Source organism: Nocardioides perillae (genome assembly GCF_013409425.1).
In the GTDB taxonomy this organism is placed as follows: domain Bacteria; phylum Actinomycetota; class Actinomycetes; order Propionibacteriales; family Nocardioidaceae; genus Nocardioides; species Nocardioides perillae.
This window is the reverse complement of the sequence record NZ_JACCAC010000001.1, coordinates 1,734,446-1,757,447: the sequence shown is the minus strand read 5'-3', so window position 1 is coordinate 1,757,447 and position 23,002 is coordinate 1,734,446. Positions and strand designations below refer to the sequence as shown.

General features: G+C 64.8%; 19 protein-coding genes. 12 read left to right on the top strand and 7 right to left on the bottom strand.

Annotated features, from left to right (window positions below):
• The first annotated feature begins 2 nt into the window (after positions 1-2).
• The 4 genes from BJ989_RS08075 to BJ989_RS08065 are packed head-to-tail and all read left to right on the top strand — an operon-like array spanning position 3 to position 6,982.
• A complete protein-coding gene (locus tag BJ989_RS08075) occupies positions 3-1,751 on the top strand; it encodes a DNA methyltransferase (RefSeq protein WP_218848766.1) in 1,749 nt (582 codons plus the stop codon).
• Positions 1,741-1,890: a hypothetical protein gene (locus BJ989_RS17155; RefSeq protein WP_218848765.1), complete on the top strand. Its 150-nt coding sequence runs from the start codon at positions 1,741-1,743 to the stop codon at positions 1,888-1,890. Before BJ989_RS08075 ends, BJ989_RS17155 begins: the two co-directional genes overlap by 11 nt.
• A 42-nt stretch (positions 1,891-1,932) precedes the next feature.
• Positions 1,933-3,894, top strand: coding sequence for a site-specific DNA-methyltransferase (locus tag BJ989_RS08070; RefSeq protein ID WP_179517766.1), 1,962 nt, complete (start codon positions 1,933-1,935; stop codon positions 3,892-3,894).
• Positions 3,895-3,898: 4 nt separating this feature from the next.
• Positions 3,899-6,982, top strand: a complete 3,084-nt coding sequence (locus tag BJ989_RS08065) for a type III restriction-modification system endonuclease (RefSeq protein WP_179517765.1) — start codon at positions 3,899-3,901, stop codon at positions 6,980-6,982.
• Positions 6,983-7,002: 20 nt separating this feature from the next.
• Here BJ989_RS08065 and BJ989_RS08060 read toward each other — a convergent pair whose 3' ends face one another.
• The 7 genes from BJ989_RS08060 to BJ989_RS08030 all read right to left on the bottom strand — a co-directional run bounded on the left by BJ989_RS08060 (position 7,003) and on the right by BJ989_RS08030 (position 13,275).
• Positions 7,003-8,814 (bottom strand): ATP-dependent helicase, encoded by a 1,812-nt coding sequence (locus BJ989_RS08060; RefSeq protein ID WP_179517764.1) that lies wholly within the window; start codon positions 8,812-8,814, stop codon positions 7,003-7,005.
• Positions 8,811-10,586 carry an AAA family ATPase gene (locus BJ989_RS08055; RefSeq protein ID WP_179517763.1) on the bottom strand — a complete coding sequence of 592 codons (1,776 nt, stop codon included), beginning with the start codon at positions 10,584-10,586 and terminating at the stop codon, positions 8,811-8,813. Before BJ989_RS08055 ends, BJ989_RS08060 begins: the two co-directional genes overlap by 4 nt.
• 101 nt (positions 10,587-10,687) lie before the next feature.
• A complete protein-coding gene (locus BJ989_RS08050) occupies positions 10,688-11,029 on the bottom strand; it encodes a hypothetical protein (RefSeq protein ID WP_179517762.1) in 342 nt (113 codons plus the stop codon).
• A gap of 76 nt (positions 11,030-11,105) precedes the next feature.
• Entirely contained in the window at positions 11,106-11,402 is a 297-nt protein-coding gene (locus tag BJ989_RS08045; protein WP_179517761.1) for a hypothetical protein, read from the bottom strand.
• Entirely contained in the window at positions 11,399-11,578 is a 180-nt protein-coding gene (locus BJ989_RS08040; RefSeq protein ID WP_179517760.1) for a helix-turn-helix domain-containing protein, read from the bottom strand. Before BJ989_RS08040 ends, BJ989_RS08045 begins: the two co-directional genes overlap by 4 nt.
• 350 nt (positions 11,579-11,928) lie before the next feature.
• Positions 11,929-13,074 carry a hypothetical protein gene (locus tag BJ989_RS08035; protein ID WP_179517759.1) on the bottom strand — a complete coding sequence of 382 codons (1,146 nt, stop codon included), beginning with the start codon at positions 13,072-13,074 and terminating at the stop codon, positions 11,929-11,931.
• A gap of 30 nt (positions 13,075-13,104) precedes the next feature.
• Positions 13,105-13,275: a hypothetical protein gene (locus BJ989_RS08030; RefSeq protein ID WP_179517758.1), complete on the bottom strand. Its 171-nt coding sequence runs from the start codon at positions 13,273-13,275 to the stop codon at positions 13,105-13,107.
• A 281-nt stretch (positions 13,276-13,556) separates the two neighbouring features.
• On the opposite strand from BJ989_RS08030, the gene BJ989_RS08025 reads away from it, so the two are divergent.
• The 8 genes from BJ989_RS08025 (at position 13,557) to BJ989_RS07990 (ending at position 22,881) form a co-directional block, all read left to right on the top strand.
• Positions 13,557-13,952, top strand: a complete 396-nt coding sequence (locus BJ989_RS08025; protein ID WP_343049188.1) for a helix-turn-helix transcriptional regulator — start codon at positions 13,557-13,559, stop codon at positions 13,950-13,952.
• Positions 13,949-14,308 (top strand): hypothetical protein, encoded by a 360-nt coding sequence (locus BJ989_RS08020; protein WP_179517756.1) that lies wholly within the window; start codon positions 13,949-13,951, stop codon positions 14,306-14,308. The genes BJ989_RS08025 and BJ989_RS08020 overlap by 4 nt, the downstream gene beginning before the upstream one ends.
• A gap of 351 nt (positions 14,309-14,659) precedes the next feature.
• Entirely contained in the window at positions 14,660-15,493 is an 834-nt protein-coding gene (locus BJ989_RS08015) for a hypothetical protein (protein WP_179517755.1), read from the top strand.
• A 143-nt stretch (positions 15,494-15,636) separates the two neighbouring features.
• The gene (locus BJ989_RS08010) at positions 15,637-16,032 is read left to right on the top strand and encodes a helix-turn-helix domain-containing protein (RefSeq protein WP_179517754.1); all 396 of its coding nucleotides are present in this window, start codon (positions 15,637-15,639) and stop codon (positions 16,030-16,032) included.
• Positions 16,033-16,116: 84 nt separating this feature from the next.
• Positions 16,117-17,088 carry a DUF3039 domain-containing protein gene (locus BJ989_RS18745; protein WP_179517753.1) on the top strand — a complete coding sequence of 324 codons (972 nt, stop codon included), beginning with the start codon at positions 16,117-16,119 and terminating at the stop codon, positions 17,086-17,088.
• Between the two features lie 171 nt (positions 17,089-17,259).
• On the top strand, positions 17,260-19,086 hold the full coding sequence (locus BJ989_RS08000; protein ID WP_179517752.1) for a DUF262 domain-containing protein: 1,827 nt from the start codon (positions 17,260-17,262) through the stop codon (positions 19,084-19,086).
• Complete coding sequence (locus BJ989_RS07995) at positions 19,083-21,521, top strand: GmrSD restriction endonuclease domain-containing protein (RefSeq protein WP_179517751.1); 2,439 nt, start codon at positions 19,083-19,085, stop codon at positions 21,519-21,521. Before BJ989_RS08000 ends, BJ989_RS07995 begins: the two co-directional genes overlap by 4 nt.
• Before the next feature lie 40 nt (positions 21,522-21,561).
• Positions 21,562-22,881 carry a PGN_0703 family putative restriction endonuclease gene (locus BJ989_RS07990; protein ID WP_179517750.1) on the top strand — a complete coding sequence of 440 codons (1,320 nt, stop codon included), beginning with the start codon at positions 21,562-21,564 and terminating at the stop codon, positions 22,879-22,881.
• The last annotated feature ends 121 nt before the right edge of the window (positions 22,882-23,002 follow it).

Here is a 23,002-nt window from a genome sequence, read left to right as displayed (position 1 = left end):
CCGTGGACAAGCTGAAGATGCACTCGCCAGACCTCACCCAGCGCAACATCGACCAGATCGCCGAACTGTTCCCCACGGTCATCACCGAGTCCCTCGACGCCGACGGCAACCCCGTCCGCGCGGTCGACTTCGACGCGCTCCGCCAGGAGCTCTCCGACCACATCGTCGAGGGACCGCAGGAGCGCTACCAACTCGACTGGCCCGGCAAGCGCGCCGCCGCGTTCGCCGCCAACGCGCCCATCGCCAAGACCCTCCGCCCCGTACGCGAGGAATCGGTCGACTTCGACACGACGAAGAACCTCTTCATCGAAGGTGACAACCTCGACGCCCTGAAGCTGCTCCAGGAGTCCTACCTCGGCAAGGTCAAACTCATCTACATCGACCCGCCCTACAACACGGGCAGTGACTTCGTGTACGAGGACGACTTCGGCGCGACCACTCACGACTACCTAGTCGGGTCAGGTCAGGTGGGAACGGACGGCACCCGTTTCGTGGCGAACACCGAGGCCAACGGGCGCTTACACTCGGACTGGCTGAGCATGATCCTGCCCAGATTGAAGCTCGCTCGCACGATGCTGGCCCCAGACGGCGTCATCTTCATCTCCATCGATGATCACGAAGTGGGATCTCTACGGAAGGTCGCCGACGAGGTTTTCGGCGAGCGCAACTTTGTCGCTTCCGTCATCTGGCAGAAGCGCACGTCCCCAGAAGCACGCAAGCGATTGGCGGCAGGGCATGAGTACGTCATGGTCTACGCCCGGGACGCCAGCTTGATTGAGAAAGCCCTCTCGCCTCTGCCTCTCGACGACAGCGACCGGGCTGCCTTCTCAAACCCTGACAACGACCCGCGGGGCCCCTGGGTGTCGTCCGACTTCACCGCACCCGGGTATAGGCCGAATCAGATGTACGCCATCACGACCCCGTCGGGGACTGTCGTAAACCCCCCGCCCGGTCGTTGCTGGATGAACCTCGAAGACGAGTACAAAAAGCAGGTCGCTGAAGGTCGATTCTGGTTCGGCCCGGACGGCACGGGGATCCCTCGGCGAAAGACCTACTTGGCGGAGCGCAACGGCAAGTCCGCGTGGACCTGGTGGCCCAACTCGGAAGTTGGTCATACCCAAGAGGGGACACGCGAGGTGCGCGCGCTGTTCGACAGGAACGGTGAGACCTTCTTCGACTTCCCGAAGCCCGTACGCCTGATCGAGCGAGTGGTTCAGCTCGCAACGCGCAAGAACGCGGAGGACATCGTCGTCGACTTCTTTGCGGGGTCGGGTACGACGGCGCATGCGGTGATGCGTGCGAACGCCGCTGACGGGGGAAACAGGCGATTCCTGCTCGTCCAGATTCCTGACGACCTCGATGCCAGCTCGGCAGCGGCAAAGGCGGGATACCACTCCATCGCCGACATCTCTCGGGATCGAGTTCGACGCGCTGGCTCTGTGGTTGCCGACCAGGCGGGGGATGGCGCGACCGCACTGGACGTCGGGTACCGCTCGCTTCGGATCGATACGACCAACATGGCCGAGGTTGACGCTGCGGCGGATGACCTGGCGCAGACCTCGCTCCTGGGAGCGATCGACAGCGTGAAACCGGACCGCACCGACGAGGACCTACTCTTCCAGGTACTCCTCGACTGGGGGCTCGATCTGAGTCTGCCAATCAAGCGAGAGAGAGAGAGAGAGAGAGAGAGAGATCTTCCGCGTCGCGGACGATGCGCTGGTCGCGTGCTTCAGCGAGGAGGTGTCCGCTGATGTGGTCACCGAGATCGCGAACCTCCAGCCGCTGCGCGCCGTCTTCCGAGATTCGGCCTTCAAGTCGGACGCGGATCGGATCAACGCCGAGCAGATCTTCCGCGAGGTCTCGCCTCACACCGAGGTCAAGACACTGTGATGACGCTGCCTCGGACCTCGCCGCGCTGGGCGGTGCTGGGTGATGGAGAAGCGCACGCTGCACTCGCCCAACGTCACAACGCGCAACATCGAACGGATCGCCGAGGTGTTCCCGCAGGTCATGACCGAGTCGAGGGACGCGGAGGGCAACGTGACGCTCGCCGTTGACCTTGACCTCCTTCGCCAGGAACTCTCCGACCACGTGGTAGAAGGACCTCAGGAGCGGTACCAGCTCGACTGGCCTGGCAAGCGGGCTGCTGCCTTCGCTGCCAACGCGCCCATCGCGAAGACTCTGCGTCCCGTGCGGCAGGAGTCAGTCGACTTCGACACCACCAAGAACCTCTTCATCGAGGGGGACAACCTCGACGCCCTCAAGCTGCTCCAGGAGTCGTACCTCGGCAAGGTCAAGCTGATCTACATCGACCCGCCTTACAACACGGGGAACGACTTCGTCTACGAGGATAACTTCGCTGAGACCACGGCGGAGCATCTCCGCAGCTCCGCCGTCCTCGATGACGAGGGCAACCGGCTGAGAACAAAGGTCAACTCGGAGGCAAGTGGCCGCTTCCACTCAGACTGGCTCAGCATGATGTACCCCCGGCTGAAGCTTGCGCGCAGCCTCCTGGCCGACGACGGGGTCGTGATCGTCGCCATCGACGACCACGAACATGCGAACCTGCGATCACTCCTCGACCAGGTTCTCGGGTCGGAGAACTTCATCGCCAATGTGACGTGGCAGGGCACCGGGAAGAACGACGCGCGCTACACGGCGGGCGGCGTGGACTACATGCTCATCTACGCGAAGAACGAGAGTCTGCTTCGTTCTCTCGACACTCGATGGAAGGAACCCAAGCCCGGGATCGACGAAGTCGAAGCGGTCGCTCGCCGCGCGTGGCAGGAGTCGGATGGAGACCCCGCGAAGGCAACCACGATCTTTCGCAATGGAGTCAGGGCGATCAAGGCTGACTTGGAGCCAGCCGTGTTCCGGTACGACCAGATCGACGACGAAGGTCGAGTCTTCCAAGCGACCGACATCACGAGCCCGAACCCGCGTCCCAACCTGATGTACGAGTTGACGCATCCGAAGACGGGAAGGGCAGTTCGGACGCCGGCAAATGGTTGGCGCTACTCGCGGGAGACGATGGACGAACTGATCGCTCAGGGCCGAGTTCTCTTCGGACCTGATGAGACAACCTCGCCACGTATCAAGAGGTTCCTAGCGGAGCAGGGCGACCGCGTGCCGTATCCGACCTTCACGCAGTCACGCATGCCGGGCACCAAGAAACTCGATGGCTTGCTCCAGGCCGATGTCTTCGACTTCCCGAAGGACACCGCCGTGCTGGCACGTTGGTTCGGCGCGATCACCCGAGACAACCCGGACGCGGTCATCCTCGACTTCTTCGCCGGCTCTGGTTCGACTGGACACGCTGTCATGGACCTCAATGCAGCAGATGGCGGACATCGCCGATACATCCTCGTTCAGCTTGACGAGCCGGTCGATCATCCGCACTACGAAACCATCGCGGGCATCGCCCGTGAGCGCCTGCGTCGAGCCGGTGCGCAGGTCAAGCAGGCAGGGCTCCTCAACTCCGCCCTAGACATCGGTTTCCGCTCGCTGCACGTCGCAACCACCAACATGGCTGACACGCTCGCGACGGCAGACGACCTTGAGCAGTACACGCTTACCGAGGCAGTCCGTAGCGTGAAGCCGGATCGCACCGACGAAGACCTGCTCTTCCAAGTGCTGCTTGACTGGGGGCTCGACCTCGCCGAGCCGATCGCGGTCGAGGATCTAGGCTCCCGACGGGTTCTCTCGGTCGCCGAAGGTGCTCTGATTGCGTGCTTCGCGGACGAGATGACCGACGACGTCGTGAAGGAGATCGCCGGCCGCCGCCCACTGCGCGCCGTGTTCCTCGACGCGGGCTTCGCGAGCGATGCGGCGCGCATCAATGCGGAGCAGATCTTCCGAGAGGTGTCGCCCGAGACCGAGGTAAGGACCATCTGACCCGATGAAGCTCCAGTTCAAGGTCCAGCAATACCAGACCGAGGCTGTCGACGCCGTGGTCGACGTCTTCACTGGCCAGCCCTACGCCGACGGGGTGAAGTACCGCATTGACCCCGGCAAGGACGCGGCCGCGACCCTGCTGGAGGACGCGGGTCTGCGCAACGCGGAGATCGCGCTCACGCCGCCGCAGCTCCTGACGAACGTCCACCGGGTGCAGCAGACGCGGGGGCTGGAGCTGTCCAAGGACCTCAGGGACCCGGTCAAGAAGTCCGCAGCACCGCTCAATCTCGACGTGGAGATGGAGACCGGCACCGGGAAGACCTACGTCTACATCAAGACCATCATGGAACTGCACAAGCGGTATGGGTGGTCGAAGTACATCGTCGTTGTGCCGTCGATCGCGATCCGTGAGGGCGTGAAGAAGTCGTTCGACATCACCGCCGAGCACTTCCAGCAGATGTACGGGACCAAGCCACGCACGTTCGTCTACAACTCCTCGCGGCTCCACGAGCTGGAGCGGTTCTCCTCCGACGCGGGCGTGCAGGTGATGATCATCAACATCCAGGCGTTCAACGCCACCGGCAAGGACGCGCGCCGCATCTACGAGGTGCTCGACGACTTCCAGTCGCGCAGGCCGATCGACGTGATCGCAGCGAACCGGCCGATTCTGATCATCGACGAGCCGCAGAAGATCGAGGGTGACGCGAAGAAGCCCTCGAAGTCCCTGGAGGCACTCGGGCTGTTCAACGCCCTGTTCGCGCTGCGCTACTCGGCGACCCACAAGATTGAGCGCACCAAGGTACACCGCCTCGATGCGGTCGATGCCTACAACCAGAAGCTGGTGAAGAAGATCGCCGTGCGGGGCATCACCGTGAAGCATCTGGCCGGCAGCACGGCGTACCTCTATGTGGACGGGCTGGAGATCGGCAAGGGCGCGGACTTCCCCAAGGCGCGAGTCGAGTTGGAGGTGCAGACCGCCACCGGCATCAAGCGACAGGTCAAGCGGCTGAGCCAGGGCATGAACCTGCACGACATCTCCGGCGGCATCGAGGCATACAAGGGCCTGTTCATCCGGGATGTCGACGCGAACCGCGACATCATCGAGCTCAGCAACGGCGACATCATCGGTGCCGGCGAGGTCACCGAAGACGTGGCCGAAGACCAGAAACGGCGCATCCAGATCCGCGAGGTCATCCGAGCCCACCTGGACAAGGAGCGCGAGCTGTTCGCGCAGGGCATCAAGGCGCTCTCACTGTTCTTCGTAGACGAGGTCGCCAAGTATCGCGACTACGACCGCGAAGACGGCCTCGGCGAGTACGCGCGGGTTTTCGAGGAGGAGTACGAAGCGGTCCTCCACGACTATCTCGGCCAGCTCGACTTCGACGAGGCCGCCGAGCGCTACCGCAAACACGTCGAGGCGATCCCTGTGCGCTCGACCCACGAGGGCTACTTCTCGATCGACAAGAAGACCGGCCGATCGATCGACGGCAAGATCGCCGCGCGCGGCGACTTCGCAGGCCAATCCGACGACGTCGACGCCTACGACCTGATCCTCAAGGACAAGGAGCGGCTGCTCTCCTTCGAGGAACCCGTGCGGTTCATCTGGTCTCACTCGGCTCTGCGGGAGGGCTGGGACAACCCCAACGTATTCGTCATGGGCATGCTCAAGAAGAGCGACAACACCACGACGCGGCGCCAGGAGATCGGCCGCGGACTGCGGCTGTCAGTGGACCAGCACGGCGAACGGATGGACAACCCCGTCACCGTCCACGACATCAACGAGCTGACCGTCGTCACCGACGAGTCCTACACCGACTTCGTCACCGCCCTGCAGAGGGAGATCATCGAGTCCCTGTCAACGCGCCCGCGCAAGGCGAGCGTCGACTACTTCACCGGCAAGCAGATCAAGTTTGGCGACGGCTCCACGAGCGTCATGGAGAAGGCGCTCGCACAAGCGCTCTACAACCACCTCATCCGCCACGACTACATCGACGACGACGGCTTCGTCACCCAGACCTACAAGGACGCCCGCGCCCACGGCACCCTCGCCGCACCCACCGCGGAGGCGCTCAAGCCGGTCATCGACTTCGTGTGGCCGCTCGTCGACGCTCTCTATCTCGACGTGCCCAAGCCCACCGACGGCCGCAAGCCGAAGAAGATCCCGTTCAACGAGGCTAACTTCAAGAAGCGTGAATTCCAGGAGTTGTGGGGCCGCATCAACCACAAGGCCGTCTACCAGGTCGAGTTCGACTCCAACGAGCTCATCCGCAACTGCATCCGCGTGCTCGACACCTCTCTGAACGTCACGGTCATGCAGTACCTCGTAGAGGCCGGCAAGCAGGTCGTCGGACTCGAAGTCGAACAACTCGAAGCAGGCACCGGCTTCAAGGTTTCGGAGACGAAGGTCGAGCACTCGGCTGTGTCTGCGGGCTCGACCGTGAAGTACGACCTGCTCGGCGAGATCGCCGAGAAGACGCAGCTCACGCGGCGCACCTGCGCGGCGATCCTCACCGGCATCAACCCGGGCACGTTCGCGAAGTTCAAGCAGAACCCCGAGCAGTTCATCACCGAAGGCGCCCGGCTCATCAACGAGCAGAAGGCCACCGTGATCGTCGAGCATCTGACCTACGACCCGCTCGACAACCGTTATGACTCCTCGATCTTCACCGAGAACCAAACCGCCCAAGACCTGTCGAAGGCAGGCGAGAAGCTCAAGAAGAGCGTCTACGAGTACGTCGTCACCGACTCCAAGGTCGAGCGGTCCTTCGTCGAGAAGCTCGACGTCAGCGACGAGGTAGTCGTCTACTCCAAGCTCCCGCGCGGGTTCTTCATCCCGACCCCGGTCGGCGACTACAACCCCGACTGGGCCATCGCCTTCCGCGACGACACCACTAAGATCAAGCACGTCTACTTCGTCGCCGAGACCAAGGGCTCCATGTCGACCCTCCAACTCAAGGGGGTTGAGAACGCCAAGATCGAGTGCGCGAAGAAGTTCTTTGCCTCCCTCAACACCAGGTCCGAGAACCATGGAGTGGAGTACGACGTCGTCGACACGTACGACTCTCTGCTTCAGCTCGTGGCCGGGTAGGCCCGCGCGGTCGCCGATCTCTAAGGCGTCACGAGCGAGAGGAATCTCGACGGCTGCGTGGCTCTCGGACCGTACCTGGTGTCTCGCACCTTCGCCCGCGTGAGCAAGAGGACTCTACGTGGGCGCGTAATGGCGACGTAGAAGGTTCGCAGCTCGTCCCGCAATGCCGACTCCGTCGTCGCTCTGAAGTCTGGAAACTGACCGTCGTTGAGGCCAACGACCCCAACGGCGGCATACTCGCGTCCTTGGGACTTGTGAACGGTGAGCAAGCGCACGCCGGACGCAAGGTCGTCCCCACGCTGCGCGCGGGAGCAATGCAGCTTGAAGTTCGCCCACGTGAGCTCTGACCGTCCGGTCAGCCTGTCAAACTGGGCCCAGCTTGTCGCGAACTGCAGCACATCAGTCTGCCAATTCGCCGCCTCTGCGTCGGCCAGCCCCGTCTGTACCTGCACCGCCTGCAGGAAAGGGACTAGTTCCGAAACGTCGGTAAGGTCGACCACGCCTGCCGTCGCACGAATCAGCTTGTCCTCCGATCCGAGGATCGCGTGTCGCACGGCGCTCGCCGACTCTTCTGCAAGATCCACACCAAGGAGCCTGCCTATCTCCCAGTAGGTCGAGTGGTGATCGGGCGCAGCCTTCAGGGATACCGTCTCAAGAACTATCCGGCCGGCCATAGTCGTGAGCCACTCATTCGGCGTGCTGGACAGCGCGAACGGAATGTCACGAGCAGTCAGCGCGGACGCTACAAGGCGAAGACCGGCGGCTGACCTGGACAGTACCGCGATCTCTTCCGCACGAAGCAAGTGATTCTCGTCGTCGCCGAGCGCCTCCTGAGGTAGCCCGCGCTCCAACAATCCTGCGACCCAAGCGGCAACTCTCTCGCCCTCGTCCGCTTCTGTTGCGAACGCCTCGACAGCGATCATGCCGGGAGCCGCGAATGCCGCCTCCTCACCAGCAGGGTGGCCCAGCGCAGCCGCTACCTTGCTTGATGCGGCGGCGAGCGCGGTTGCAGATCGGAAGTTGGTGTGGAGTTCGTGACGCTCGGCAGCAAAGGCTTCGGTGAAGGCTCTGATGAGGCGCGGGTCTGCTCCAGCGAAACTTACGATCGATTGCTTGTCATCACCGACGAGCATCATCGGGACGGCGATCTTTCCTTCGTCCGACGCCAGCTCAATGAGTAGGTCGTACTGCGCCCTCGTCAGGTTCTGGGCCTCATCGACGACGACGGAGGTGTAGAGGCGCCGAGTCTGGCGACGCGCCGAGGCGACAGTCAACAACTCGGTGGCCCTCGCGAGGAGCGCCGGATAATCCAGAGCCCCGTTGTCTTCGAGTGCCTGGAGCCAATCGTTGAGGCCCGCAACACGCTCCCCTTTAGCACGGGCCAAGTCAAAGCCCGCTAGGCGGCCCTTGAGGTCCTCGGGCTCAGCCTCGCCGTGGTCGCGCAGCCAGGAGCGAAAGAGCTCCACGCGGTCCTCATCTCGAGCCAGCAGCTCCGGCTCCAGCGGAAGGCCAATTCGAGTGCCATGAGTGCGTAGGAGGTTGTGGGCGAACCCGTGGATGGTCTCGCTGTCGACCCGACGTGCGAGAGCACCCAGCCGGCTATCGAGCCTCGCGCGAAGCTCGTCGGCCGCCTTCACCGTGTAGGTCAAGGCGAGCACGCGGCCACTGCTTTCGGGGTCGGCCAGGAGTAGACGTTGGATGCGCCGAGCGACCACTTCTGTCTTGCCGCTACCCGCGCTCGCTACGACCACGAGCGCACGCGCGTTGCTGTCGACGGCCGCCTGTTGCTCAGCACTCAGGACCGGATCGTTGAAGTCGTCAGTCGTGGTCATGACAGGACCCCGTCGATAGCCTGGATCAGCTTCTGCATCGGCGACGGCCAGCTATGGAAGTCGCCGTAGCGTTCGATCAAGACGTCTGCCAGGGTCTGACCGATCGAACCCTTCGAGGCCTTCATTGTCGCGAGAATATTGGCGACCGGCGCTAGGTCGGGGCGCACCCGCTCGCACGCGGTCCTACCGACTTCCTCATCGAAGTCGACAATCATTGCCTCGATCGCGCCAGACACGCCCTTGGCTGCGGCAGCGTCCGGCTTGCCGACCCAGATCACAGTCGCGACGGACCTTCCTGCCGTCGCAAGACCTTCGACGGCGGCGACGCCAGCCGGATCTCCGTCAGCGAAAATGAACCACGGGACCCCGACGACATTTGCGAACTTGGCGACCGAAAGAGCAGTCGGTGTTGACATTGACTCCGGGTCGATTACACAGACCCCGTGTGCTTTCGGGCCGAGGGCATGCCTCAGAACAGGAGGTAGAAAGCCGCGCTCCGTTGCTCCGTCCCCGATGACGATGGCACTTGCGAAGAGAATCTCCCCAAAAGGTCGTTCGGCCAGGCGCTTGAGCTTCTCCATCTCCTCGGTATGTCGACTTGGGCGAAACGGCCGAGGTGTACCTGGAGAATCTTTGGCGGCGGGACCGAGGTCGACAACGACCAGCGAGCCTGCGCTTTCTCGCAGAAGCCGTATGGCTCGTGGGTCGGTTGCCGTCACGACTTGGCTGGAGTGTGTGCTCGCAACGACCTGCCCGCCGATCGACTTCAACAGGTGCGGCAGCTCGGATGCGGCCTGTGGGTGCAGATGCGCTTCAGGCTCCTCAACGAGGGTCACGGGATGAGGACGGAGCGAGCCGCCATCGGCGCCAAGCAACCGTTCGTACAGCACGCCTTGAATCTGGAGCGAGGCCAAACTCCGTGCGCCGGCGCCGTGCATCCGAATCGGAAGCGCCCCGTGCCCACTATCAAGGTCAATGGACAGCGACCGGGCGAGTTCCTCAAGCGTGATGGGGATCGGATTTATCCCCGGGGCCCCGATGCTCCCGACGGCGCGGTTCAGCGCATCCAGTGACCGAGTCACCGAGGCGAGGGTCCCGCTTCCCGCGACGATGTCGGCGCTGAGACCCGCCAAGCGGAGCTCCAGATCTGCCCGCGTCACGTCGGCGACGTCCAGATCGCTGAGCACCTTTCGAACCCCCGAGCCACGACGTCCGAGCTCCTCCATTAGGTCGCGACCGGTATTGACTAGGTCCGAGGCGACCAGCCCGCGAGCGATTCTTCCGAGATCCTTGGCGCCCGCGCGCTCCACCCAGCTGTCACTGGCGGCGTCGAACGTCAGAATCTTGAACTCGGACCGAGCGCCAAGCCCTTCGGCCGAACGTCGGACGTGCGTGCGCCAGGCGAAGCGCTCACGAAACGGGGGGTCGCTGATCGTCTGTGCATCGCCGCCCATCAGCCGACCTTCGTCATCGTCGAACGCTTGCTCGTCTGTGGATGCGGAAGGTGGGCTGGGCGCGAGAACGACATCGATCTCGGGCTCCGCAGAGGATCCGACGGTGAAGTCATCCACATCAGCGACACGACCGCCCAACGCTAGGTGCAGCGCAGATAGCACCCTTGACTTGCCGACGTTGTTCCGCCCGACGAGGAGGGTGAGCCCGGGCTCAAGTTCCACTTCACAGGAAACGATCCCCCGGAAGTTCCGAATCATCACGTTCTCGACGTACAGCGCCGCGTGCTTCGAGACAGGAGCGGCGGCAGCAGTAGTCACGTGCCGAGGTTAGTGCTGGCCACCCCGATGCTCGGCTTTCCACGCTGATCCAGTAGCACAAGTTCCTATCTCGCGATGCCGAGCAACTGCGACCAAGCTGGTCAGGGGTTGTCCCGGAGCCAATTCAGGATCCCACGGGCATCCGTGACTTCCCTCGACGAGGCACCATGCTGGCCGTCGTCATCGTGGTACTCGTAGTCCTGTCGGATGCCGGGCTCGTCCGTGAAGGTGTCGGTAAACGTCTCCTTGCGGATGAACTTTCCGTCGGAGCTCCAGCCCGTGTGGCTCGTGGTCCGCGATCGGCTCCGGCCCCTGTACTTGTTGTCGTACTCGTCTAGGAAGTCGCTAAGCCTCCTGGCCTCATCGTCCGTCAAGCGGGTGCCGGACACGTCGAGGGACTCGCCGATACGATCACGAAGGCGCTTCTTCTCGTCACGGTCCACGCGTCCTCCTGCTTCATGGCTACACGATGCTGCCTCGACCAAGTCTAGTGATGCCGGTCGACGACGGAGCGCGTCGTCAGATGTTCTGACGGCACCGGGTGCTGCGGGACTTCAGGCGCGTGACCTCTCGACGATCGAGGCTGCCGCCGGCGTGTTTGACGATGTCGGCGACCGTCGCCCGGTGCTCGTTACTCATCTCGGCGATGGCCTCGGCGATCCGGAGGTCGAGTTGACCGACCGTTCGTTCGCGCAGCTGGACCAGTTGGGCGAGGCGGGCGCCGAGCTGGTCGAGCCGCTGAGCACGGCGCAGGTGCTTGAGAGACTTCTTCTCCCGCATGTTCTGTCGGGCGCGCTGGCGGTCAGTCTGGCTCATGACGCCTCCGGGAGGCTCTGGACGTACGCCTCGAGGTCGACCTTGCGGACCAGACGAGTGCGGGCGATGTGGACCGACGGAAGCTCGCCGGACTTGAGGAGCTCGTAGACCTTCGAGCGACTGATGTTCAGATGCTCGGCGACCTCCGGGATGCGGTAGAGCAGCTTGTCATTCATGACCTTCCTCCAGGTGGCAACGAAATGTCCTTGCGTACACCTAGGTCCGAAATCGTCTCCCGGCGATCAATCTCGTCCGAGAAAGTTGGTCCGCCGGCCTCGAAGGCCTCGGGTGCGGGTTGTTGAACACCCCTTCAACCGGATGCGTAGGTGGATCGCGGCCGGCGGCGGAAAGGCCCCCACCGTGGACGCCAAGCCTCTGTCAGGGATCGCGGTCGAGTCGGGTGGCACTTCTGCGCAAGCGCCCCGCCACTGCCAGTCCCCGCAGAGGTACTCAAGCCCGGCAGCCGCTTTAGGTCGCGCGGTAGATGGCCAGGAGGGCGCCCCTCGCCCACGAATCAACTTCGCCCTCAGCCGGCCTGCTCCGCGGACAGCAGCTGCAGCGGCGCCGTGCTCCTCGGAAGGACGACCTGCAGCTGCTCAAGTGAAGCGTCAAGGACCGCCAACTTCTTCGCGCGCTTCACGGCCTTCTTCTGTGCTTCCTTCCGGCGGCCGTTCGCCTCCTGCCGCAGTCGCCTGTCGGCGGCACGGCCCGCAGGGATCCCGACTGTCAGCATGTAGGTCCACAGGGAGCGGTCACGCATCTTCGTATCGACCGCTGCGAGGCTCGAAACCGCGGCCTCGGTGGTAGACAGGAGCCGGTGTAGCTCCTCTCGGGAGCTCTCCATCTCTGCCGCGGTGAGGCGGCCGGCTGAAGCCTTAGACAGCAGCATCAGCTGGTGGTATGCCTTAAGGCCGTTGAGGGCGAACACGTCCAGCTCGACCAGGCCCGCGACTCTTCCAGGGTCGATGCGGCGCGCCTTCTTCGCGCCGTCGACGTCGGTGTAGGAGATGACCTTCGCGAGGTGATTGAGTTCCGTGCATATCTCGCGGTGAACCGTCCCCAGGATCTGCTCCAAGTGCCCGATACGGAACAGGTCCTCGGGGTCGACCGTGCCACTCGCGAAGCAGCGACGGGCGACCGACGTCAGAGTGGCGACCGCTGCGAGAAGCTCGGCCTCCTGCTTGCGCTGACGGCGCTCCTCCAACCATTGGACGGTGTCAATGATCTGGTCGACCTTGGCCTCGATACGTTCCAGGGTCTGCTGGACCTCATGCATCGCTGCCGCGATCGCGAGCATCGCCGGGTCGATCGGAGGTGCCTTCACCACACCTGCGCCAGCGGTGGCCGGCGGACTCACTTCCTTGATCTGGACGTTCTTGACGAACTTGCCTTTCGGCCCCCAAAGTGTGCCGTACGAGTAGCCGTCCTGCCCTTTGCGTTGGGCTGCATCCCACCAAGCGAGGTCGACGTCGCGCATCGTGAACGTCCGGATCTGCACGCTCCCAGAGCGGGAGCCAGACGGTGCGCTGACAAGGCGGGCCAGTGCCTGGTGCAGATGCGGGCTGGCGATCGAGGTCCAACCTCCGATGCGACGCTCGACCGCCGTGACCGCTACGAGCGCATCGCCTTGTCGGGTCCAGATGATCGGTAGCTGGTCGTCCTCGTCGCTCATGCCTCTCCCGCTCACATCTCCTGAGGCGCGTCAGCCCTGGTCGGCGGACTCGTCCTGCTCGGAGCTGAGGTACTTCCTCGTAGCCACGTTCGCGGCGCTACCTGCGAGCAGGGCGCCGGGCGCTCCTGCACCTGCTGCCCCGGCCGCGGCCGCGGCAGCAGTCGCAGCGGCAGTGATCAGGTCGTCCTTGTCGATGCCCATCGGATCCTCGTTTCCTCTGGAATTCGTTTGATCGGCCAACGCTAAGCCACGGATCCGACGGATGTGCTGGCTTTCGATCAACTACCCGGCCGAACGAGCCCAAGGTCGAGCGGGTCGTAGGTAGACCATGTCTCACTTCGCGTCCCTCCGCGATCCGCATTGCCTCGCCGAGTGCCACACACCTCTTGCATTCTTGGGCCGATTTCGCCGGACGAAATCGCCGAGGCATCGGCTGGGCGGACGGCTGAGCGGCTCAGCTTCCCGGAAAAAATCCTGGACCGATGTTGCCCGAGGTGATCGCCGAAGGCGGTCTGGCCGCCCTTGGTAATCGACGGGGGTTAACCGTCAGGGATCACCGAGGAGGCCAAACGATGCCCAACAACCACCAAGACGACCAGCCGACGCTATGGGACGAGCTCCCGGAACCGACGCCCCCGAGGAGATCGGCGCCGCCAGCCTCGAGAACCTCCACCAAGGCCTCAGCGCCCACCGGCACGCGTCTGTGCCGCACGGCCCTGTGGAACATCGACCAGCTCTCGACGTACCTCGGGGTCCCCGTACAGACCATCTACGGGTGGCGCCAGAGCAACTACGGGCCGCCAGCACTCCGAGTCGGCAAGCACCTTCGCTGGCGCCCCGAGACGGTCGACGCATGGGTCCGGGAGCGGGAGTCGTGAAGACCGTGCCATGCGCCCGTCCGGGCTGCGCGGACCAGATCTTCATCCCCGACCATCCCGGGCCGGGACGGCCGCGGAAGTGGTGCTCCGACGCCTGCCGGCGGCGCGCCTTCGAGGAGCGACGAGCAGCCGAGGCCGGCGCCATCGCCGTTCGCGTCGTCATGGTCGAACCGGCACTCGACGATCACGTCGCCGCCGTACTGTCCTCGCCGGCCGCATGCCGCCGGGTGCTGCGGCAGATCGGCGACTGGTCCGCCGCAGGGAAGCTCCTCGACGCGAAGTGGAGCAGTGTCGCAGACGAGCTCGCTCGACTGCGACGGCCCGAAGCACCGCGGCCACCGGACCGACTCCGATGATCGGCGGGGGCGCGATGGGCTTTATGAAGGGGGGCTTCCATAAACGTCCATAACGTCCTGACCGGCGGGCGCGGTCCGCCAGAAGTCGGCGAAGGCGACGAGCGCCTGGTCACGCCGCTGCTCGCTGAGGACTCCCGCGAACGGAGCTTTCTGCCGCAGATCCTCGGCGTCCTCGCTCAACCCGGTCAACGTTCGCGACGATCGCCTCGACCTCGGCGCCAAGCATCGCCAGCCCCAGTTCCTGTGCCCAAGCCAGACCGGGGGCCGGTTGTCCACAGGCACGCCTGTTTCGTCCGAGTCGAGCGTCGCGGACGCGCTCTCCTGACGCCATCAACGACCGAGGGGGCAGCGATGGAGTCCGACAACCAGCAGGCAACAGTGCGGGTCGAGGCCGCCGTTCGGGTCCTCGACGACGCTGCCGTCAAGGTGACGGTGTTGGCAGCCGAGTCGGCGACCTCCAGCCGGGGCTCGCTGCGCCTGACGGGTCTTGAGCTCGCGTTGGTGGCCGACGCGTTGGCGGGGCTGGCGTCGGCGGACCTCGCCATCGAAGGGGCTGAGGTCAGCACAGAGTCACCCTTGCGGCTCATCGCCACAGCCTTGGATCTGCTCACTCAAGCAGCAGATGCCGGTTATGAAGAAGTGCGTCTCAAGGTCATCGGCACACACACCTGGCGCTGGTCGCGCTGGACCTCGACCGCTTCCCCATCTCTGACTGCAGCTGGGCCAGGCCGTGATTCAGGACCGCTGCCCAGGCGCCCCTGCGCCGTGGGGGACGACTACCAGGACGAGACACCGGTCGACTGTCACACTCATTCAGTGAAGACCGAGCCGTTCAGCCCTGCGCTTCTCGACTTGCTCCGCGAGCATCTGTCGACCTCGGAGCGGGTGTTCACCGTCTCCTCCGGCCAGCCGAACTGGATCATCGAGATCACCCCGGAGCGACTTCTGGTTGAGACCGAGAGCAGCCGGAAGGCCGGAACCGGACCGCAGGACGTTCCGGCCTGGATGTTCGAGGCGGCCTGGCAGCGGCTCACGACCAGGCGAAAGCTTACGAATCGCGAACTGCTCGCCACCGACGACCTCAACGTCAAGCGCTCGTCGCTCGTCTGTGCAGTCCTGGCGAAGCTGCCCGGCGTCACGGTCGCCGGCACCCGTCCGATCACGCTGACCTACGCCCCAGAGTGACAGCGAGCGCCCTCCGCCCCTGCGCCGGTCCGCCCCCGGGGTGACGTGCAGCTCATGGATTTCGATTGCGTCGGACCTTCGACTAACCTAGTGTCATCTGTGACACCTGAATCATCTGTGACACTATCCAACCTAGGTGCGCCATGAAGACCCTTGAGACTTCCAACATCCCTGTCGACCAGCTCGACGAACTCGACCAGTTCGCCGCCACCGCTGGCCCCGAGCTTCGCGATGTCCTGATGAGCCTGAGTCGCTGCGTTCGTGAGGGCGACGAGGTCGTCGTCATCGACGGCTCAAAGACAGTCACGCCCAGCCAAGCAGCTGAGCGTCTCGGCATGAGCCGCACCCACCTCTACAAGCTGCTCGACCGCGGAGAGATCGTGTTCCATCGCGTCGGCCGTGACCGTCGCATTCGAGTTCACGACCTTCTTCAGTTCGAGGAGCAGCGCCAGCGCGACCGCCGCGAGCTTGCAGAGCGTTTCGCACACCAGCGCCAGACCGCTGCCGCAGCGACCGACGAGATCGCCGACCTGCTCTGACTTTGGCGGGTCCGGCGATCTTCGTCGGCTCCGTTGGGCAAGATTGGCTGAGTGCACAACCGCCGCGCTCGTCCCACGCTTCGCGTGCTCAAGGAGGACCTGACGTCGGGCTGGGACTCCCCTGTACCTCAGCGGAAGATCGCAGCCGGACAGCACAGCGAACTGCATCCGGTGAGCGAGCTGCCACATCCGATCATCGCGAAGGCAACCGAATCCTTCGGTCCGGACGCGGCGCACGACAACTACGTGGGGCCGATCGCCAGCGCGACGCAGCTGCGACTCCTCGAGATCAAGCAGTCGCAGTGGCGAGGCGGGGTCTGGCAGGACACGAAGACCGGCGTGCGCTGGTTAGTCGTGGCCGGCTTGGCGAAGGGTGACCACCAGGACCGCGACGACTTCTACCAGCGCGTGCAGCGGGCTAACGAAGCCGGCGACCTCAAGGGCTGGCTGCCGACAGACGACGATCGCCGCCTCCTCAAGCAGGAGACCGCCGCGCGCATTCGTACCGAATGGGAGCTCAACGTTCAACGACAGGTCCGGGATGCGCTCCGCGCCGTCCAGCATGGCGGGACTCACACGATGACGATCGACCATCCGTTGTCCGCTGAGGGGCCCATCGCACGGGTCGACCTGTCAGTTGCTGCCGTTAGGGACGGCGATTACCAGGCCGACGAGATCGACCTCGACATCGCAGCCAACAGCCAGTTTGCCGGCAGCAACTTGGCTTGGCACCTGACGACACGAATCCTGATCTCGATCAGCCCGCCCGAGCAGAGCTGGGACCGCTACAAGGACACCTATTCCAACATTGGCGAGGTCGGCGCCTGGGCCGCTCGCGTGGCTGAGCTCGACAACTTCGTGGACTCGCAGACACTCGCGGAGTCCGTGTCCGGGTCCACAAGTCACTACAGCCACCGCAAGCACCTCGCCGGCAGCACGGTCGAGGGCAAAGCCGTGCGCGCCCTCTGTGGAGCCTTCTTCGTCCCCACCCAGGACCACGAAGCCCTGCCCGAATGCCCCACGTGTTCCCAGAGGTTCGAGGAGCTCCCAGGCTAGGAAGGCCCCCGCCATCGCGCCACACCGCAGCTCGATAGGGCGAGCTTGTTCAGGAACGGTCGCATCTCCGTTGCCAGCGGGTTGGAGCCATCTTGCCGAACAAGGAGAACTCGTGCGGCGGCCGCGTTAGGGTCGCCGAAACGGTACGACGACATCTCGGGGGCAACGCCATTGGACGCCACGCTGGAGCCGCGGCTCGTAATCCAGGGCAGGGCCGGCGTCCCGTACGTTGAGGGCGACTTCTTGGTCGCGGCGTACCAACGCGGCTACCGCTGGGGCCGCGACGAGGTGCGCGCGCTGTTGGATGACATCGCCGCCAACGAGCGTGACGCGGAGGCCGAGGACCGCAAGGTCTCCGACTACTTCCTGCAGCCCATCGTCGTCATCCGCCGCGATAACGACCCGGCGGTCAAGTCGTGGGAACTCGTCGACGGGCAGCAGCGTCTCACCACCCTCTACCTCATCGTGAAGTACATCCAGCGACACCTGCCGAGCGCAAAGCTCAGTTACCGGCTGTCCTACGAGACCCGTGAAGACAGCGCGACGTTCCTTGACTCGCTCGACCCAGGCCTCGCCGACAGCAACATCGACTACCGCCACATCGCGACGGCGTACGCCGAGATCGAGAGGTGGTTCGAGGAGCAGGGCAACGCCGGGCTCGCAGCCACGTCGATGCACACGGCACTCGCCAAATGGGTCTACGTGATCTGGTATGAGGCGCCGACCGGCACGGCGGCCACGGACCTCTTCATCCGACTCAACCGCGACCGGATCCCGCTGACCGAGTCCGAACTAGTCAAGGCCCTGGTGCTCTCGTCCAGCGGTGTCGAGCGCCGTGAAGAGGTGGCGGCCCAGTGGGACCGCTTCGAGCTGGACCTGCGTGACCGGCCACTGTGGGCGTTCCTCACGGGCAGCGACTCCGAGCCCGGGACATACATCGACTTCCTCCTCGAGACCATCCCCGCCCCATCGGGCACCGGTGAAGTCGTGCGAGACGATTCACGCCACTGGTTGTTCGGTCGCGCGCGTGATCACATCCAGTCCAGGGGCGTCGAGACGTTCTGGAGCGCCGTCGTCGCGCACCACGGCCTGCTGACCGGGTGGTTCAAGGACCACGAGCTTTACCACCGGATCGGCTACCTCGTGGCGATCGGGGACACGATTGCCGATCTCGTCACCCTGTCCCGAGACCTGACGCACTCGGCCTTCCGCAAAGCGCTCGAGGATCGCACCCGCCAGCGCCTCGGGCTTTCGAGCGACGACGTCTCGCTGCTCCGCTACGGGAAGAGCGCAAAGGCCGACCGCGACTGCACCCGAGTGCTGCTCCTGATGAACGTCGAGACCGTGCTGGCCAGCGCGGATCCCGCCAATCGGTTCAGCTTCCACGCCTACGCGGCCGCCGGGTGGTCGCTGGAGCACATTCACGCCCAGCGCTCCGAGTCGCCCAACGACGAGAAGGGTCGCCGGGAGTGGCTGGCGATGCACCAAGAAAAGATCGCGGGACAGCCCTGGCCGAGCGATTCGCTGCAGGTAGTCGATCCGCTGCTCGCCGACATCACGACGCACCTTGCTCGTCCGCTCAGCCAAGTCGACGAGCCTGGCTTCGAGCGCCTGCGCGACCGGGTGATCACACTCTTCGACGCACCGGACTCTCCCTCAGATGACGACACGCACAGCCTCGGCAACCTCGCGCTCCTGCAGCGCGATATCAACAGCATGCTCAACAACGCGGTGTTCGCACTCAAACGCGACCGCATGCTCAAGCTCGACAAGCAGGGGGTCTACCTGCTGCCGTGCACCCGCAACGTGTTCCTGAAGTACTACACCTCGGGCACCGAACACGCGTCTCTGTGGGGAGCGGGCGATCGCGAGTCCTACTACGACGAGATGGTCCGTCAGGTCCGGTCGTTCCTGACCGATGCGCCTGGCGCGGTGGCCGACGAAACGGTCGAGGCCGATCAGGCAGCGACGAAAAGCCACGAGGAGGCTTCGTCGTGAAGGGGCACCAGACGACGTACCTAGGACTCTTCGACGAGCCCAAGGGCGACCGGCCCCGGATCACCGGGATCGAGATCCCGATCATCCAGCGCGACTACGCGCAGGGCCGGGCCGACGACGAGACCACCGCGATCCGTCGTCGCTTCGCCCGGATGCTCGTCCGCGCAGCTTACGGCGCCGCCGGCGTGCCCCAAGGCGGGGTCGGGCTCGACTTCGTGTACGGCGGCGTGCACGTCCGCAAGCGCGACGCCCATGAGCACCACCTGCTGGAGCCGCTCGACGGGCAGCAGCGACTCACCACCCTCTTCCTACTGCACTGGTACGTCGCGTCCCGCGCCGGCGTGCTCGACCGCGACGCGGAGTGGCTCCAGTTCTCATACGCGACTCGGCCCAGCGCGCGCTACTTCGCCGCAGCGCTGCGCGAACACCCCCTCCCCAACGAGGCAGGGATGCCCTCGGCCTGGATCACCGACCAACCGTGGTACCTCTACCCTTGGCAGGACGACCCCACGATCGCCTCGATGCTCGTGATGCTCGATGCGATCCACGATGCCGCACTCGAGATTGCGGCCACGGCGGAAGCCGACGCCGCGGTCGCCTGGGCCCGGTTGCGGGACCGCGCCGCGCCGAAGATTTGGTTCCACTTCCTACCGGTCGCCGACCTCGGCCGCGGGGAGGACCTTTATCTCAAGATGAACTCCCGCGGCAAGGCGCTCACCAAGTTCGAGGTGTTCAAGGCCGACCTGGAGGACGCGCTGACGAGCGTGCTCGCCCCGACGCAGCACCAGCACGTGATCCGGAACTTCGACGGGGCGTGGACCGACCTCTTCTGGGAGTACGAGAAGGCGTCGCGCAAAGCCGCCGCTGCCGCCGAGGAGGCCGGCGTCAGGCCTCCCCCAAAGGTCACCGTCGACGGCGCATTCATGCGCTACATCGGCTTCCTCATCGAGGTGTGCGAGTGGCGCGACCGCGAAACTGGTCGCCGATGGAGCGACAAGGAACAACAACACGAGCGAACCCTTGAGGAAAGGGCGCGGCTCGCGCTCGTCGGGCGCGGCACCGACGACCAGCGCGCCGCGAGCAACCGGGACTTCTTTCTCCACGCGTTCGACACGTGGTGCCAGAAGGGCGAACACCCGACGGCCGTCTTCGACCAACTGTTCCGGGTGGGTGACGTGGGCACCGGCCCCTTGCCACTCCTGGTCTCGGCGGCTCCCGACTTGGTCGGGATCTGCGTGAGTTCAGAGAACGGGCTGACCCTCCCCGAGATGCTTCTTCTGTACGCCGTCCTGCTCGCTCGCCAGCCGGGCCGCGAACCGAGCAAGTCGGACCTGCACCGCCGACTCCGAACCCTGCGCAACCTCGTCGAGTCCGCGGTAATCCAGCGCAAGCGGATGCCCGACTATCTCCCGACCGTCGAAAGCCTCGTTGTTGACGGCGTGCTCGACGAGAAGCAGCAGTCCTTCAACGCCGACTGGGCGGCCGATCAGGTACGCGTCTGGGGGTTGATCGACCAAAGCTCCGCGGAGGTGCGCGACGCCGTTCACGGCCTTGAGGACCACTCGATGGTCCGCGGACGACTACTGTCCTTCGACTTGGACGCCGCAACACTGCCGAGACGTGCCGCGACGTTCGCCCTCGTCGCAGTGCCAGAGCTACGGGACCTCTTCGGGGCCGCGCTGCTCACGTACGGCGACTACTCCCGCGACGTCGGGTGGGAGAGCCGCAAGCGGCAGCTAGGCAGCTCCGAGCTGGAGGAGTCCTGGCGGGAGATCCTGACGATCGGCTCTCGAGAGAGCATGACTCGTGTCCGCGGGCCACTGATGGAGCTGCTCGATGATGTGGAAGCACGGCTGACAGCGGGGCCGACGTCGGCTCGCGACGTACTGACAAAGATCTCTCTGGACTGGTGCGCCGAGAGGGAGTCGAGGAGCCACTTCGACTGGCGCTACTACCTCGTCCGCTACCCCGGAGCGCGCAGCAAGGTCGGTCAAGGCTTCTACCACGGCGAGTACGACGCTGCAGACGGTGGCTTCGGGTACGCCGGGCTGCACATCCTGCACGGAAGCCACTACAGCGCCTACTTCAGCGACGCCCTGCTCCTCGCTGCCTGGACTGACGGCGGGCTCTCCGACGTCGCGTCGAAACCCCAGTGGTATCGCGTCAACACCGGCATGGCTGTCCGTCAGGCGACGGTCAAGTGTGCGGAGGACGGCTTCTCCGTGCAGGTGCCGGACGATGCAGATGCCGAGATTCGCGCTGCGGTCGCGCGCGTCCGCGAGGTCTACCGGACCAGCGACGACGGACGGGTGCTCGTGAAGCAGCGTCGCTCCGGAGCCGGACGGCCGATCGACAGCGAGGACCGGGTCCAACTGTGCATCCGCCTCGTGCGGGATCTGGCAGGCCAACAGCCCGACCATGCGACACGTCGCTGAGACCTTAGTGTCGGACGCTCGGCGTAGGTTCCTGAGGCACATGACGAACGATGACTACGCGATCGAGCAGCAAGCTCTCGCAGCCGCCTGGAAGAAGCGAACCCCCAACCTGTGGTCGCCCGCGCGCCAGCCGGCGCCGTGGATCAACCAGGACGGCATTGCGATCGGCCACTACGCCCACTGTCTTCCGCCCGAGCACGCCAACGCGAACCTGCTGCCCCACGCCCAAGGTTCGACCGAGCTGTTCAAGGACCTCGGCATCCCCTGGCACTGCGGCATCGACGGCGGCCCAGGCAACAACCTCCTCTCAAGCCAGGTCCAGTGCGTCAACGCCCTGATGCCCATGGTCGATGACCCCGAGCGCATCAAGCGGGCCTTCGGACACGTTGCCGACATCGCCGAGGTCCTCGAGATCGAGCCGGGCCGACACCTGACGTTCGAGTACATCGGGCCGGAGGACTACTTCGGCGAGGGAGCCGGCAAGCCGCGCGTCCGCGGCACCCGGTGCACGAGCGTCGACGCTGCGTTCCTCTACCGCACCAGCGCAGGTAGCACGGAGCTCGCGCTGGTCGAGTGGAAGTACACCGAGAAGTACACGACGACGCGGCCGCCGAAGCCCGGCTACGACAGGACCCGGCTCAAGCGTTACGGCGCTGACTACCACGACCCCGCGGGGCCTTTTCGGTCCGAGCTGATCGACATCGAGTGGATGCTCGACGAGCCCTTCTACCAGCTCATGCGCCAGCAACTCCTCGCTTGGCGGCTCGAGAATGACCACGCCGAAGGTGCAGACGTGGTGCGCGTTCTCCATGTGCTGCCGCCCCGCAACCTCGCCTACCAGCAGTCCCTGGTGCGTCCTGAGCATCGCGCCCTGGGCAACAACGTCGACGAGGTCTGGGCCCAGTTGCTTCGCAGGCCCGACAGGTTCCGTCACGTGGACCCCTCGGTGTTCCTCGACGAGGCGATCACCGGCTGGGACTACGTCGACCGCTACTCCCCCACTGGCACCGGTGACCTGCCCTGGGGCGTCAGCGTCTGGCGCGACGACGACCGCATCGTGGCGGCGGCCTACGTCTACGGCGACGGCTTCGAGTGGTGCCACCGCCGCCCCTTCGCCGAGGCACCTACGGACAGGGCCGCGCTCGCCGCGCTGCCCGATCGTGAATACTTCGTCCTCGCCGACGACGAGAAGACGATGATCGTGGGCCCTCTCGAGTACGCCCGCGCCTTCCTCCGCGCAGTCGTCACCACCGGACTCCACGAGCCCAATGGCCTCACGTCGTACTCCTGGCCCGCGCAGGTCAGCGAAGTCGTGAGCACCTGGCCACCGATCGACCTGGACTACCGCGCGAACTTCTGACCGGGCCATCGCAGATTTCCAAGCCGGATCCGCTGAGATCCAGCCGATCCAGCGTCGTCGCACCGACGTCACTCGGCGAACGTCTGCGGACAAGTTGCGGACAAGCTCCGAAAACGCGAAT

Bases quoted from the DNA above. Each gene is read 5' to 3' on its own strand.
- BJ989_RS08070 (WP_179517766.1), top strand. From the start codon at position 1,933: ATGGAGAAGCGCACGCTGCACTCGCCCAACGTCACAACGCGCAACATC.
- BJ989_RS08065 (WP_179517765.1), top strand. From the start codon at position 3,899: ATGAAGCTCCAGTTCAAGGTCCAGCAATACCAGACCGAGGCTGTCGAC.
- BJ989_RS08060 (WP_179517764.1), bottom strand. From the start codon at position 8,814: ATGACCACGACTGACGACTTCAACGATCCGGTCCTGAGTGCTGAGCAA.
- BJ989_RS08045 (WP_179517761.1), bottom strand. From the start codon at position 11,402: ATGAGCCAGACTGACCGCCAGCGCGCCCGACAGAACATGCGGGAGAAG.
- BJ989_RS08040 (WP_179517760.1), bottom strand. From the start codon at position 11,578: ATGAATGACAAGCTGCTCTACCGCATCCCGGAGGTCGCCGAGCATCTG.
- BJ989_RS08035 (WP_179517759.1), bottom strand. From the start codon at position 13,074: ATGAGCGACGAGGACGACCAGCTACCGATCATCTGGACCCGACAAGGC.
- BJ989_RS08030 (WP_179517758.1), bottom strand. From the start codon at position 13,275: ATGGGCATCGACAAGGACGACCTGATCACTGCCGCTGCGACTGCTGCC.
- BJ989_RS08025 (WP_343049188.1), top strand. From the start codon at position 13,557: ATGTTGCCCGAGGTGATCGCCGAAGGCGGTCTGGCCGCCCTTGGTAAT.
- BJ989_RS08015 (WP_179517755.1), top strand. From the start codon at position 14,660: ATGGAGTCCGACAACCAGCAGGCAACAGTGCGGGTCGAGGCCGCCGTT.
- BJ989_RS08010 (WP_179517754.1), top strand. From the start codon at position 15,637: ATGAAGACCCTTGAGACTTCCAACATCCCTGTCGACCAGCTCGACGAA.
- BJ989_RS07990 (WP_179517750.1), top strand. From the start codon at position 21,562: ATGACGAACGATGACTACGCGATCGAGCAGCAAGCTCTCGCAGCCGCC.